This window comes from Micromonospora sp. Mcm103 (genome assembly GCF_024519755.1).
Taxonomy (GTDB): domain Bacteria; phylum Actinomycetota; class Actinomycetes; order Mycobacteriales; family Micromonosporaceae; genus Micromonospora; species Micromonospora aurantiaca.
On record NZ_JALJRJ010000014.1, the window covers coordinates 147,000 to 160,660 of the forward strand.

At 74.1% G+C, this 13,661-nt stretch carries 12 protein-coding genes; 4 read left to right on the top strand and 8 right to left on the bottom strand.

The features are described from left to right. Nucleotides 1-100: 100 nt before the first annotated feature. A complete protein-coding gene (locus tag OC439_RS18680) occupies nucleotides 101-1,855 on the top strand; it encodes an exo-alpha-sialidase (protein ID WP_262014536.1) in 1,755 nt (584 codons plus the stop codon). 43 nt (nucleotides 1,856-1,898) lie between these two features. Here OC439_RS18680 and OC439_RS18685 read toward each other — a convergent pair whose 3' ends face one another. From OC439_RS18685 to OC439_RS18715, 7 genes are read right to left on the bottom strand one after another with little or no spacing between them, the layout of a single operon-like run. After that, the gene (locus OC439_RS18685) at nucleotides 1,899-3,491 is read right to left on the bottom strand and encodes an amidohydrolase (protein ID WP_262014537.1); all 1,593 of its coding nucleotides are present in this window, start codon (nucleotides 3,489-3,491) and stop codon (nucleotides 1,899-1,901) included. Nucleotides 3,492-3,523: 32 nt separating this feature from the next. After that, nucleotides 3,524-3,922, bottom strand: a complete 399-nt coding sequence (gene mnhG / locus OC439_RS18690; protein ID WP_262014538.1) for a monovalent cation/H(+) antiporter subunit G — start codon at nucleotides 3,920-3,922, stop codon at nucleotides 3,524-3,526. Beyond that, nucleotides 3,919-4,182, bottom strand: coding sequence for a monovalent cation/H+ antiporter complex subunit F (locus OC439_RS18695; protein ID WP_135239653.1), 264 nt, complete (start codon nucleotides 4,180-4,182; stop codon nucleotides 3,919-3,921). Before OC439_RS18695 ends, mnhG begins: the two co-directional genes overlap by 4 nt. After that, nucleotides 4,179-4,778, bottom strand: coding sequence for a Na+/H+ antiporter subunit E (locus OC439_RS18700; RefSeq protein WP_262014539.1), 600 nt, complete (start codon nucleotides 4,776-4,778; stop codon nucleotides 4,179-4,181). The genes OC439_RS18695 and OC439_RS18700 overlap by 4 nt, the downstream gene beginning before the upstream one ends. Next, nucleotides 4,775-6,346, bottom strand: a complete 1,572-nt coding sequence (locus OC439_RS18705) for a Na+/H+ antiporter subunit D (RefSeq protein ID WP_262014540.1) — start codon at nucleotides 6,344-6,346, stop codon at nucleotides 4,775-4,777. The genes OC439_RS18700 and OC439_RS18705 overlap by 4 nt, the downstream gene beginning before the upstream one ends. Continuing rightward, complete coding sequence (locus OC439_RS18710; protein WP_262014541.1) at nucleotides 6,343-6,810, bottom strand: Na(+)/H(+) antiporter subunit C; 468 nt, start codon at nucleotides 6,808-6,810, stop codon at nucleotides 6,343-6,345. The genes OC439_RS18705 and OC439_RS18710 overlap by 4 nt, the downstream gene beginning before the upstream one ends. After that, on the bottom strand, nucleotides 6,807-9,641 hold the full coding sequence (locus OC439_RS18715) for a Na+/H+ antiporter subunit A (protein ID WP_262014542.1): 2,835 nt from the start codon (nucleotides 9,639-9,641) through the stop codon (nucleotides 6,807-6,809). The genes OC439_RS18710 and OC439_RS18715 overlap by 4 nt, the downstream gene beginning before the upstream one ends. Nucleotides 9,642-9,832: 191 nt before the next feature. Here OC439_RS18715 and OC439_RS18720 point away from each other — a divergent pair, with 191 nt between their 5' ends. Next, nucleotides 9,833-10,777, top strand: coding sequence for a hypothetical protein (locus OC439_RS18720; RefSeq protein ID WP_262014567.1), 945 nt, complete (start codon nucleotides 9,833-9,835; stop codon nucleotides 10,775-10,777). A gap of 94 nt (nucleotides 10,778-10,871) precedes the next feature. After that, nucleotides 10,872-12,098 (top strand): PucR family transcriptional regulator, encoded by a 1,227-nt coding sequence (locus tag OC439_RS18725; protein ID WP_262014543.1) that lies wholly within the window; start codon nucleotides 10,872-10,874, stop codon nucleotides 12,096-12,098. Nucleotides 12,099-12,140: 42 nt separating this feature from the next. On the opposite strand, the gene OC439_RS18730 is transcribed toward OC439_RS18725, so the two are convergent. Beyond that, complete coding sequence (locus OC439_RS18730; protein ID WP_135239647.1) at nucleotides 12,141-12,371, bottom strand: potassium transporter TrkA; 231 nt, start codon at nucleotides 12,369-12,371, stop codon at nucleotides 12,141-12,143. A 448-nt stretch (nucleotides 12,372-12,819) separates the two neighbouring features. On the opposite strand from OC439_RS18730, the gene OC439_RS18735 reads away from it, so the two are divergent. Beyond that, entirely contained in the window at nucleotides 12,820-13,659 is an 840-nt protein-coding gene (locus tag OC439_RS18735) for a rod shape-determining protein (RefSeq protein WP_262014544.1), read from the top strand. The last annotated feature ends 2 nt before the right edge of the window (nucleotides 13,660-13,661 follow it).

Below are 13,661 nucleotides of genomic sequence, written 5' to 3' on the forward strand. Positions count from 1 at the left end.
CCTTGACGGGCCGGGGTGAACCCACCTAGCGTGCAGACATCGGACATCTGACGTCGGATAGATCGGCCGATTCCCCCTCCCCCGTCCCGGAAGGAACCACGTGTCCCCTCGCCGCGCCATACCGCGCCGCGCAACCGTCCTCGCGGCGGCCGCCCTCACCCTGCTCTCCGTACTGCCCGCCACCGCCGCCCAGGCCGCCGCCCCCGCCGGTGTGACAGCCACCGTCGGCGCCGACTGCACCGCCGGCCGGCTGCTGCTCGACCTCGACAACCGCAGCGCCACGACGCAGACCTACACCGTCACCTGGCCCGGTCGCTCCGGCTCGCCGTGGACCCGCACGGTCGCCGCCGGTGGCAACGCCGAGCTGTACTGGACGCTGTCCCCCGGCACGCCGTACACGCTACGCACGACGACCCCGACCGGTCTGGACGAGACCACCGGCGGCATCTTCCACTGCGGCACCGGCATGTCCGCGCTGGCCGGCTTCGACTGCACGAACGGCCGCCTCCAACTCGCGCTGGAGAACCGCACCACGACGGCCCGGGACTTCACCGTCACCTGGCCCGGACGCACCGGCTCACCGTGGACCCGCACCGTCGCCGCCGGCGGCAACCACCTGCACTACTGGACCGTCGGCGCCGGCACCCCGTACACGCTGCGGGTCACCGCGCCCGGCTTCGACACCACGCTGCGCGGCACCACCTCCTGCGACCTCACCGCCGGCAGCCCGCAGCTCGCCACCACCACGCTGCTGACCACGCAGACCGTGATCCGCGGCCTCAACGGCGCGAACGGCCGCTACGACGGCACAGTCGCCTCGGTCCGCATCCCCGGCCTGGCCGTCACTGGCAGCGGCACCGTCATCGCCGTGGCCGACGCCCGGGTCAACGGCTCGTACGACCTCGGCGGCGGCACCAACAACATCCAGATCGTGATGATCCGCAGCACCGACGGCGGACGCAGCTTCGAGCAGCCCCGCGTCATCCACGCGCCGCCCACCACCAGCGAGGGCGTCGGCGACCCCAGCCTGCTCGTGGACCGCGCCACCGGCGTCGTCTACTGCTTCTTCACCTACTCCCCCCGGCCCGGCATCAGCTTCTGGTCCGGCGGCTCCGGCCTGAACACCGCCGACGACCCGAACAGCATGCACCTGCGCTACATCACCAGCCGGGACGACGGCGCCACCTGGAGCGCCCCGGTCGAGCTGAACCCGGCCATCAAGGACCCCACCTGGCGGCAGGTGTTCTTCTCCTCCGGCCACGGCATCCAGACCAGCACCGGCCGCCTGATCCAGCCGATCGCGTACCGGGACTCCGCGGGCACCAGCCACGCCGCGAACATCTACAGCGACGACCACGGCGCGACCTGGCGGCGCGGCGGATCCGCCGGCGGGAACATCAACGAGAGCAAGGCGATCGAACGCGGCACCGGCGCAGTGGTGCAGAACATGCGGCACAACTCGACCCGCAGCCGCTTCTACGCCACCTCCACCGACGGCGCCACGACGTTCGGCCCGGCGACGGCGAGCGCCGTGCTGACCGACCCGCTCTGCAACGCCGACGAGATGTCCTACCTGCGCCCGGCCGAGGTCGGCGCGAACCGCGCGCCGGTACGCACCCGCACGGCGCTGTTCAGCAACAACGCGCACCCGACCGCGCGCAACGACCTCACCGTCCGGCTGTCCACCGACGACGGCGCGACCTGGCCGGCGCGGGCGCTGGTCAAGCCCGGCGGCGCCGGTTACTCGACGATGGCGGTCCTGGCCGACGGCACTGTCGGCAACCTGTACGAGGTGGGCGACACCGGCGGCATCTACTTCGCCCGGTTCAGCCTCGACTGGGTGAAGGGCGCCTGAGCGCCGTGTCCCGCCCGGACAGCGGCGTCCGGGCGGGACACGGTCAGCGCTGCCAGCGGACCACGCCACCGACCACCGTGATCGCCACGGTCAGGTCCCGCAGCCGCGCCGGTTCGACCCGGTACGGGTCGGTGGGCAGCACGATGAAGTCGGCGAGCATGCCGGGACGCAACCGGCCCTTCAGGTGCTCCTCGTAGGAGGCGTACGCGCCGGCCTCGGTGAAGCAGCGCAACGCGGCGTCCAGGTCGAGCCGCTCGTGCGGGTCGACGCCGCCGGGCGGGGTGCCGCCGGGCTGCTGCCGGGTCACCGCGGCGTGGATGCCGAAGAACGGGTCGGGGTCCTCCACCGGGGCGTCCGACCCGAACGCCACAGTCGCCCCGGCGTCGAGCAGGCTGCGCCAGGCGTACGACGCCAGGCCCCGGCCGGCGAGCATCCGGGTGGTCAGCGGGATGTCGCTGGTGCAGTGCGTGGGCTGCATCGAGGCGATCACGCCGTGACGGGCGAGCAGCGGCACGTCGTCCGGCAGCAGGTGCTGGGTGTGCTCGATCCGGTGCCGCAGCCGTGCCACCGCGCCGGGCTCCGCCGACTCACGCCAGCGCGCGTACGCCCGCAGCACCATCCGGTTCGCCGCGTCGCCGATGGCGTGCGCCGCCACCGCGATCCCGGCCGCGGCGGCGGTCGCCACCAGCCGCTCGAACTCCTCGGCCGGGGTGACGGCGATGCCGTGGTTGCCGGGCTCGCCGTCGTACGGCTCGGTCATCAGGCAGGTGTGTGAGCCGAGCGCGCCGTCGGTGAAGATCTTCACCGGGCCGGTGCTCAGCCAGCGGTCCCCGTCGCCGGTGGCCCAGCCGGCGTCGATCGCCTCGTCCAGGGCGGTGGCGGGGATCGTCTTGTGCACCCGCAGCGGCAGCTCGCCGCGGGCGTACAGCGTCTCGTAGGCGGCGCGGGCGTCCTGCCCGTCGAGGTCGTGGATGCCGGTCAGGCCGGCGGAGAGCAGCCGGGGCAGGTGGGCGCGCAGCTGCGCCACCAGGTCACCGGCGTGTGGGGAGCGCACCACCGCGTACGCCGCGTCGGCCGCCGCCTCGCGCAGGATGCCGGTCGGCTCGCCGTGCTCGTCCCGCGCGATCTGCCCGCCGGGCGGGTCGGAGGTGGTGGCGTCGATGCCGAGGCGGGCCAGGGCGGCGGTGTTCACCCAGATGGTGTGGCCGTCGATGCTCGGTAGCGCCGCCGGCCGGTCCGGGCAGACCCGGTCCAGGTCGGTGCGGGCCGGCTGCACGGGCCGGGTCCATCTGTTGCTGTCCCACCCGCCGCCGAGCAGCCAGGCGTCCGGCGGCAGAGTGGCGGCGTGTCCCGCGATCCGGGTCAGCGCCTCGTCGAGGCTCGCCGTGCCGCGCAGGTCCACCTGGTTCAGCCCGCGCACGTAGGACGCCGCGTGGATGTGGCTGTCGATCAGCCCGGGCAGCACGGCCATCCCGCCGAGGTCGACCCGCCGTGCGCCGCCGCCGGCCCGGTCCCGGCAGTCGGCGAGGTCACCGACGGCGACGATCCGCTCGCCGCGGACCACCATCGCCTCGGCGTACGGGCGGTCCGGGTCGAGGGTGTGGATGCGGGCGTTCTCGTAGACCGTGCCGCTCATGGGCTCCCCTGCCTCGGCGCTCGTACGGAGTGTCAGGACGTGCGGACCGGCGACGTCTCCTCCGGCTCACCGGCCCGGTCCGCGCGGATCCGGTCGATGTGGTCGGCCAGCTCGTCGGTGATCAGCAGGTCCCGCCGGATGTCGTCGTGCGGGTACGCGGTCCGCCCCACCATGTGCGCCGCCACCGGGGCGGTCGCGAGCTGGAACAGGCCCACCAGGACCAGCGTGGTGATGTCCACCCCGGTACGCAGCCGCAGCGCGCAGCCGAACAGCACCAGTAGCAGCCCGAGCACCTGGGGCTTGGCCGCCGCGTGCATCCGCGACAGCACGTCCGGGAAGCGGACCAGCGCGATGCCGGCGGCGAGGCAGAGCAGCGCGCCGGCGATCAGGCAGACGCTGGCGACGATGTCCAGGATCGCGTCGGCGGTCACTTCGTGCTTCTCCGGGACGCGAACCGGGCGACGCTCACCGATCCGACGAAACCGACGAGGGCGAGGACGACGAGGACCGGCAGCGCGGTGGCGTCCCGGCTGTAGGCCGCCTCGGTGGCGATGGCCGCGACCGCGACGGCGAGCAGCACGTCGGTGGCGACGGCCCGGTCGAGGATGGACGGCCCGCGGATGATGCGGACGAGGGTGAGTCCACCGGCCGCGACGAGCAGCGCGGTGACGATCACGGCGACGACGGTCACGTCGGTGCTCCTTCCAGTTCGACCGAACCGGCGGGTTCGGCCTCGTCGTGGCGGATCCGGTCGCGTTCCTCGGCCGAGCCGACGGCGGCGACGATGCGCGCCTCCAGCTCCAGCACGCTGCGCCGGAACCGTTCCACCTCGTCGGGGCTCCGGATCCCGATGACGTGCACGTAGAGCGTCCCGGTACTCCGGTCGGCCTCCAGGATGAGGCTGCCCGGCACCAGCGACAGCGCCTCGGCGTTGAGGGTCAGGTTGAGGTCGGTGTTCACCCGCAGGCGCACCGCGATGATCGCCGAGTGCGGGTGCCCGGAACGGAAGGCCAGCCAGGCCACCTGGGCGGACGCGACCACCAGGTCGTACAGGAAGCGGATCACGAACCGCAGCAGCGGTACCGGCCGGATCCGGCCGGCGAACGTGACAGGGGGCAGCGGGAAGACCACCAGCAGCACCGCCGCGACCACGAGTCCGCTGATCACGTTGGCCCAGCTGAAGGTGCCCCACAACAGCACCCAGACGGTCACCAGGCCGGTCACCGCGATGGCCCGGTTGCGCCAGCGGTCACGGCGGGTCAGTGGCGCTTTCGGCTGACTGGTCACGGCGGTCCCTCCGGGAACACGGCCTCGACGTACGGGGCACGGCGCAACAGGTCGTCGGCGGCGTCGGTACTGATGTCGAACAGCGGTCCGGCCACCACCGTCAACGCCAGGCCGAGCACCACGAGCGCGGCGGTGGACACGGTCATCAGCCGGGGCAGCACCGCACCGGCCGGCGACGAGCCGTCGTGCGGCTGCTCGGCGCCGTCGGTGCGGGCCGCCTGCTCGGCGTCGCCGGGCTCCGGCATGTCCGCGTGCGGCGCCCGCCAGAAGGCGAGGTTCCACACCCGGGCGATGGCGTAGAGCGTGAGCAGGCTGGTGAGCAGTCCCCCGGCGACGAGCGACCAGGCCAGGAACCCGCCGTCGTCGACGCCGGCCTGGACCAGCCCGAGCTTGCCGAGGAACCCGGAGAACGGTGGTATGCCGGCCAGGTTCAGCGCGGGCACGAAGAACAGCACCGCCAGCAGTGGTGACAGCCGGGCCAGGCCGCCGAGGCGGTCCAGCGCGGTGCTGCCGCCGCGTCGTTCGACCAGGCCGGCGGCGAGGAACAGCGTGGTCTGGATGGTGATGTGGTGCACCACGTAGAAGATCGCCGCGGACAGGCCGAGCGGGGTGGTCAGGCCGACCCCGAACAGCATGTACCCGATGTGGCTGACCAGCGTGAACGACAGCAGCCGTTTGATGTCCGACTGCGCGACCGCGCCGAGGATGCCCACCACCATGGTCAGCGCCGCTATCACCATGAGCAGGTCGGCGGTGCGGCCACCGGGGAACAGCAGCGTCTCGGTACGGATGATCGCGTACACGCCGACCTTGGTGAGCAGGCCGGCGAAGACCGCCGTCACCGGCGCGGGCGCGGTGGGATAGCTGTCCGGCAGCCACGCGGACAGCGGGAACACCGCCGCCTTGATGCCGAAGGCGAGCAGCAGCATGCCCTGGAGCACCATGCGGATGTCGTCGGGCAGCGCGTCCAGTCGGTCGGCGAGCTGCGCCAGGTTCAGCGTGCCGGTGGCGGAGTAGACCAGGCCGATCGCCACCAGGAAGATCAGCGACGAGAGCAGGCTGACCACGACGTACGTGGTGCCGGCCCGGATCCGCGTCTCGGTGCTGCCCAGCGTCAGCAGCACGTAGCTCGCCACCAGGAGGATCTCGAAGCCGACGTAGAGGTTGAACAGGTCGCCGGAGAGGAAGGCGTTGCAGACGCCCGCGGTCAGCACCAGATAGGTCGGGTGGTAGACCGACAGCGGCGTCTCCTCGTTGCCGTCGGCCATGCCCTGCCCGATGGAGTAGACGAGCACGCACAGGGTGACCGAGGCGGACACCACGAGCATCAGCGCGGCCAGCTGGTCGGCGACGAGCACGATGCCCATCGGCGCCACCCAGCCGCCCACCTCCACCACGAGCGGGCCGTCCAGCGAGGAGCGGACCAGGAGCATCGCGGCCACCGCGACGGTGGCGGTGAGCACGATGATGCTGACCCACCGCTGGGCGCGGGCCCGGCGGGCGAGCAGCAGGGTGAGGGCGGCGCCGAGCAGCGGCATCACCACCGGCAGCGGGACGAGCCAGGTCATCGGACGGCCTCCGCCTCGCCGGCGGCGAGCACCCGGCCCTCGGGGCCGCCGTCGGCGGCGTCGACGGTGTCCGAGTCCGAGGTGCCCGGGCCCTCGTCCCGGTCGGCCAGCTCCATGATCCGGCGGTCCTCGACGTCGTCCTGCACCTCGTCGTGCCCGTTGAGGTGCCAGCTCCGGTAGGCCAGCGCGAGCAGGAACGCGGTCATGCCGAGCGTGATCACGATCGCGGTCAGCACCATCGCCTGGGGCAGCGGGTCGGACATGTCCTCCTGGGCGGTGGTGCCGACGATCGGTGGGCCGCCGGCCCGGCCGCCGGTGAGCAGCAGCAGGTTGGCGCCGTTGCCGAGCAGGATGACCCCCATCAGGACGCGGGTGAGGCTGCGTTCCAGCAGCAGGGTGACGCCGGTGGCGAACAGGACGCCGATGACCACGACGTAGACCAGGTTGGGGATGTTCGGGCTCACACCAGCTCCTCTTCCCGTACGCCGGCCGGTTCGGTCTCCTGTTCGTCGACCTCCTCCTGGCGGTCCATCTCGGCGCCCAGGCTGCGCAGGATGTCCAGGACGAGGCCGACCACGATGAGGTAGACGCCGACGTCGAAGAAGACCGACGTCACGAAGTGCACGTGGCCCAGCAGCGGCAGGTGGAAGTCGAGCGTCGCGCTCTGCAGGAACTCGCCGCCCAGCAGCATCGCGGCCACGCCGGTGCCGACCGCGACGAACAGGCCCGCGCCGAGCACCAGGCCGGCGTCGACGGGTGCGGCGCCGTTGAGTTCGGTACGTCCGCCCGCCAGGTATCGCACGGCGAGTCCCAGCCCGGCGACCAGCCCGGCGGCGAAGCCGCCACCGGGGGCGTTGTGGCCGGAGAAGAGCAGGTAGATCGAGAACAGCAGGATGGCGTGGAAGAGCAGGCGGGTGACCACCTGGAGGATCACCGACTGCTGCCGGGAGGTCGCGCCGCTGGTCAGCCAGCGCGGGCGCGACGACTGCTGCCGGCCGGCGCCGGGGATGCCGCTGCGCAGGTCCAGCGCGCGGGAGCGGCGGAAGATCAGGCTGGCCACGCCGGTGGCGGCCACCACCAGCACGGCGATCTCGCCCATCGTGTCCCAGGCGCGGATGTCGACGAGGGTCACGTTGACGACGTTCTTGCCGCCGCCGTAGGAGACGGCCTCGTCCGGGAAGCCGACCGAGATCGGCGTGGCGGTCCGGCTGCCCGCCGCCACGTACGCCATCCCGGCGGTGACCACGCCGACGGCGACGCCGAGCGCGACCCGGAACCGCCGGGTGGCGCGGATCGGGCGGGCCGAGAACCGGCGCGGCAGGCGGCGCAGCACCAGCACGAACATCACGATCGTGACGGTCTCCACCAGGAACTGGGTGAGCGCGAGGTCGGGCGCGCCGTGCAGGATGAACATCAGCGCCGTGCCGTAGCCGGTCACGCCGACCAGGATCATCGCGGTCAGCCGGCGGCGGGCGCGCGCGGCCACCAGCGCCGCGACCACGATGACCGCGCCGGCGACCGCCTGCAACGGGGTGTCCCAGAGCTGGAACCGGCTGGCCCACGGCGCGCCGGCGAGCACCGCGCCACCGGGCAGCACGACCAGCACCAGCAGGATGACGCCGAGGTAGAACGGCAGCGAGCCGCGCTGGGTGGCGCCGGTCAACTCGACCGCCGCGCGGTCGACCGCGCCGGCCAGCCGGTCGTAGCCGGTGGCGCCGTCGAACGGCAGCCGCGGCAGGTACGGCCGGCGCCGGTGCAGCAGCAGGAACAGCCCGAGACCGGCGGTCACCGCCAGCGCCGACAGGCCCAGCGCCGGGGTCAGGCCGTGCCAGAGGGCCAGGTGGTAGCCGGGGTCGGCGGTCGGGAACTGATCGGCGTACGGGGCCAGCACCCGGTCCACCGCCGGGGCGAGCACGCCGACCGCGAGACCGGCGAGGGCGAGCACCGCCGCCGGGCCGATGAACGCCGGCTCGATCCGGTGCGGCCGGGTCTCCGCGACGCCGGGCTTGGCGGCGAACGCGCCCCACAGGAACCGCGCGGTGTACGCGACGGTCAGCGCCGAGCCGGCCACCACGCCGGCGAGCACGACCAGTTCGGTCGTGCCACCGTGCAGGAACGCCTCGAGCGCGGCCTCCTTGGCCACGAAGCCGATCAGCGGCGGAAGGCCCGCCATCGAGGCGGCCGCGAGTCCGGCGACCGCCGCCAGCACCGGCGCGCGCCGGCCCAGCCCGCTGAGCTCGCGCAGGTCGCGGGTGCCGGTGACGTGGTCGACGACGCCGACGACGAGGAACAGTGTGGCTTTGAACAGGGCGTGCGCCAGCAGCATCGCGGCGCCGGCCAGCGCGGTGTCCCGGGTGCCCGCGCCGAGGATCACCATGAGCAGGCCGAGCTGGCTCACCGTGCCGTACGCCAGCAGCAGCTTCAGGTCGACCTGCCGCAGCGCCGTCCAGCCGCCGAGGAACAGCGTGATCAGGCCGCCGGCCAGCAGGACGCCGCGCCACACGGTGGTCTGGCCCACGGCGGGGCCCATCAGCGCGGCCAGGAACACGCCCGCTTTGACCATCGCGGCGGCGTGCAGGTACGCGCTGACCGGCGTGGGCGCCGCCATCGCGCGCGGCAGCCAGAAGCTGAACGGGAAGATCGCCGACTTGCTGGTCACGCCGAGCAGGACGAGCACCAGCGCGACGGTGAGGTAGCCGCCCTCGGGCAGGTTCCCGGCGATCTCCGACCACCGGTACGAGCCGGCGTGCTGGCCGAGCATCACGAACCCGGCGAGCATCGCCAGGCCGCCCAGCGTGGTCACCAGCAGCGCCTGCATCGCCGCGCGGCGGCTGGCCCGCTTGGTCGGGTCGCTGCCGATCAGCAGGTACGAGAAGACGGTGGTGAGTTCCCAGAACACGTACAGCAGCAACAGGTCGTCGGAGACGACCAGGCCGAGCATCGCGCCGGCGAACGCGACGAACACCGCGGCGAACCGGCCGAGGCCGGGATCGTCGGAGCGGAAGTAGCGCGCGCTGTAGGCCAGCACGAGGGCGCCGACTCCACCCACGAGCAGCACCAGCAGCCAGGACAGCGTGCCCATGCGCAGCGCGAGTTCCAGGCCGAGCTGCGGCACCCAGGTGACGGTCTCGACGACGGGCCGGCCCGCGCGGACCGGTTCGGTGCGGGTCACCGCCCAGATCAGGGCCGCCGCCGGGACGGCCGCCAGCAGGTAGAGAGCCCGCCGACCGAGGAGGCGTACCAGCACGGGGGCGGTCACGGCTGCGAACGCATGGACCGCCACCAGAACCAGCACACACACTCCTCAAGATCGACCTGCGGTAGGTCAACCCTAACCGGCCAGGCCGCGCGACGGTATGTCGAGAGAATCACGCGAACGTGTCGTGTCGGCTCCGCTGTGTTTCGGGTAAGGAGTGAGGTTTGGTCTGCCCGGTACACCGGTCGGCGTCCGGCCGGTCCCCCGATAGGGTGGTCGGCGTGCTGCCGATGCGAGCCGCCCTGGCGGGCACCACCGGGAACGCGATGCTGATGGGCCTCGCCGAGGTCAGCACGCCACTCGGCTGGGTGCTGCTGCCGGGCCTGCTCGGCGTCTCGGCCCGCCCCCGGGTCGCGGCGCTGGTGTCGGCGTGGGCGGGCGTGCTGGTCGCGCTGTCCGTCGTCGTACCGGTGATCCCCGGCCACCGCAGTGATCCGCAGGCGCTGCTCGCCTCGGCGGCCGGCCTGGCCGTGGTGCCGGTCCTGGCCTGGGCCCGCCGCCGGACGCGGACCGCTACGGTGACGCGCGCCGCCGCGCCGCCGGACGTCGCCGTGTTCACCGTGCCGGCCGGGCCGGGAAGCGCCGCGCTGGCGATCTGCGGCAGGGCCGGCGAGATCGGCGCCGCCGTACCGGTCCGCGGTGGCGGGCTGCGCGTCCTGCTCGGCACCGTCACCGGCGCCGCGCTGGACACGCCCGCCGGGCGCCGGGCGATCGAGCAGGCGTTCCGCCGGGCCGCCGCCGGACCGCAGCGCACCGTGCCGTACCTGGCCGGCGCACTCGACCGGGTGGTCCGCGACCTCGCCCCGGCGGGGCACCTGCGTGCCACGATCGTGGAGGTGGACCGTGCCGGATCGGTCCGCGCGATGCGGTGCGGATCACCGGATCTCGTCGTCACCGCCGGGGACCGCGCCGAACCCGCAGGAGTGCCGGCCGGGCCGGCGATCGGGTCCACCGAGCCGGGCGAGCACGCCGTACCCGGCCCGGTCACCGGCCGCCGGATCGCCGTCGTCGGCACCGGCTTCACCGACACGCACGGCGAGCACTGGCTGCGCGTACTCGATCAGGTGGCTGCCGCGGACGACCCGGCGCGGGCCGCGGAGCTGCTGACCCGCGGGCCCCGGGGCGGGCCGCGCACCGGCCCGGCGCTGGTGATCGACCCGTCGTCGCGGGCGTGACACAGGCGGCGCGCGCGGGCCGGTCGCCGGACGGCCCGCCTAGGCTGATGCGATGGGCCGGCGTCCGGTGCCGGCCCCACCCGGGGGGACCGCGATGACCGACAGCGCCCGCCGTCCGGCGCCGGTCGCGGGCGGCGAGGACGAGCAGTGGCTGGCCGAGGTGGCCCGCGCGGCGGGCGCCGACGCCGGTGGCGTGCCGGTGGAGTTGCTCGGCGACTACCTGCGGCTGCTGACCGACGCGGCGGTGACCGGCCGCCGCCCGCGCCGCGCCGAACTCGACGCGGTCGGCGCGCTGGGCCGGCGCGCCGCCGAGCAGGGGATCTCCGCCGGCCGCGCGGTACGTCTCTACCTGTCCGCGGCGCGGCGCGTGTGGCGGCAGCTGCCGCACCTGGACCGGTCCGACGACAGCGAGGCGGTCCGCGCCGCCGCCGACGCCGTCCTGCACGTGGTCGACACCGCGGTGGCCACCCTCGCCGAGGGGTACGCGGTGGCCCGCCGGGAACTGGTCCGGCGGGAGGAGTCGCTGCGCCGGGAACTCGTCGACGACCTGCTGCGCGGCGACTCCGACCTGGGCGGGCTGGTGGAGCGGGCCGAGCCGTTCGGCCTGGACCTGGCCCGGGTGCACCAGGTCGCGCTGGCCGCGCCCGGCCGTCGGCTGCCGGACACCGAGGCGGCGATCAGCGCGTTGGAGCGGGTCATCTTCGACCGGCTCGGTGACCGGGACGTACTGGTGGCCACGAAGGAGGGGCTGCTCGTGGTGATCGCCCCGGCGGATCCCGTGACCGCCGACCAGGGCCGCGGCGCCGGCGCGACCGGCAACCTCGGCGCGTTGATGCACGGTGAGCTGGACCGCCTGGTGCGGGGCCGGCCGTGGCAGGTGGCGGTGGGCCGTCCGCACCCGGGCGTCTACGGCATCGCCCGCTCGTACGAGGAGGCCCGGGAGGCGCTCACCACGGCGCGGCGCCTGCACAGCGAGGCATCCGTGATCGACGCGCACGACCTGCTGATCTACCGGGTGCTGCTGCGCGACCAGCCCGCCATGGTCGACCTGGTACGGGCGGTGCTGACGCCGCTGGCCCAGGCGCGTGGCGGCGCCGAGCCGCTGCTGGACACGCTCACCGAGTACTTCGCCTGCGGCGAGGTGTCGACCGAGGCCGCCCGCCGGCTGCACGTGTCGGTGCGCACCGTCACCTACCGGCTGGCCCGGATCCGGGCGCTGAGCGGCTACGACCCCGCCGACGCGCGGGACCGGTTCACGCTGCACGCCGCCGTGCTCGGCGCGCGGGCACTGGACTGGCCGCGCCGGCCGCTGCCGGCGTAGGGCCGACGCCGGCCCGGGCCCGCCGCCGGTGTGACAGGCGGCTCAGGCCGGTACGGCGACCAGCTCCGGGAAGCCGAGCAGGTTGGCCAGGGCCGACGCCTCGTCACGGGTGAGCGTGAGCGTGACCATGCGGTCCGGGTCGTCCGGGTCGTCGTGGACGACGTCGCGCCGGCCGCCCACCTGGTAGTCGATCACCCCGATGCGACGGCCCTCCTCGGTGACCAGCGTGTGCCGGACCCCGATGCCGGGGAGGTTCGTACGTTCGATGATCACGGGGACCTCCTTCGCACGCGGCCGCCGGGGACCGGCCGGAGCCGGCCGGAGCTACGGCGACGCGGTGGACGTTCGAGCTGAGCTCGCGTTCTCCATGTGTCAACCATAGCCAGGGGGTATGGGCGGATCCGGGTTCCGGCGACCGGCAATCATTGCGCCCTTTGTTGGCCGGTGGCGCGCAGTGCCGCGCGTGACGTTCCCGGCGACGCTGGAGGTCCGAGGCGGTACCCGAGCAGCGAGGAGGTGGTGAGCATGACCCGCACGTCGATGGCTCCGCCACCGGTGTTCGCCGGTCTCCTCGCGTCCCGATCTGCGAGCGGCGACCAGAAGCGCGTCTGAGCCCCCGGCCGCCGGCGTCGTCGAGTGAATCCGACGCCCGCGGCCCCGGCCACGCCCCTCCCCCGCACGTCCACCGCCCGTTGGGCACCCTGATCCGAAAGAGGTCGGTATGCCGCACCCTGTCACCGCCATTCGCCCACCGGCCCGTACCGGCATGCTGATCGGCCGCTCCCACGGCAGCCGCCCGCCGGTCACCGTCGACGCGGCGCCGATCGCCGTGGACCTCGGCAGCAGCCTGCTGCGGATCTGGCTCGGACCGGGCCGGACGCTGAGCGTCCCGCTCGGCCACGGCCTGCGCAGCCCGGTCGTGCGGCGCGGCCGGATCATCGACGGCCCGGCCTGCGTCTCCGAGCTGCGGCGGATCCTGCGCGACCACCGCACCCCGGTCCCGGTCGGGGCGCTGGTCGTGGCCTGCCGTCCGGTGCTCGCCGCGCCGGCCGAGCAGGAGGCGACCCGCCGGGTGCTCACCGCTGTGCTCGCGCCGTCCCGGCTGCTGTTCCTCGACAGCGTCCGGGCGGGTGCCATCGGCGCCGGCGCCGCCGCCGGCACCCTGCTGGTCGCCGACATCGGCGCCCAGCTCACCGAGGTGGCGCTGCTGGAGGACGGCCGGGTGGTCGCCGCCCGCCGGGCCGACGTCGGCACGCGGGACCTCAACCACGCGACGACCGCCGCCATGCTCGCCGACACCACCGCCCGGCTGGTACGCGAGCTGCGGCAGGACGCGACGCTACGGCCCCTGGTCCGCGACGCGCTGGCCCGTGGCCCGATCGTCATCGGTGACGGCGCCACCCGGCCCGACGTGACCGCCCGGCTGGTCGCCACGCTCGGCGCGACGGTGCACCGGGCCGCGTCACCCCGTACCGCCGCGCTGACCGGTGCCGGCATGGCCGCCATCTCGGCCCTGCGACACCCGCACGACACCCCGCGCCGCCCGGAAAGGAGCGCCTGATC

Bases quoted from the DNA above. Each gene is read 5' to 3' on its own strand.
- OC439_RS18725 (WP_262014543.1), top strand. From the start codon at position 10,872: ATGACCGACAGCGCCCGCCGTCCGGCGCCGGTCGCGGGCGGCGAGGAC.
- OC439_RS18685 (WP_262014537.1), bottom strand. From the start codon at position 3,491: ATGAGCGGCACGGTCTACGAGAACGCCCGCATCCACACCCTCGACCCG.
- OC439_RS18705 (WP_262014540.1), bottom strand. From the start codon at position 6,346: ATGACCTGGCTCGTCCCGCTGCCGGTGGTGATGCCGCTGCTCGGCGCC.
- OC439_RS18720 (WP_262014567.1), top strand. From the start codon at position 9,833: ATGCGAGCCGCCCTGGCGGGCACCACCGGGAACGCGATGCTGATGGGC.
- OC439_RS18735 (WP_262014544.1), top strand. From the start codon at position 12,820: ATGCCGCACCCTGTCACCGCCATTCGCCCACCGGCCCGTACCGGCATG.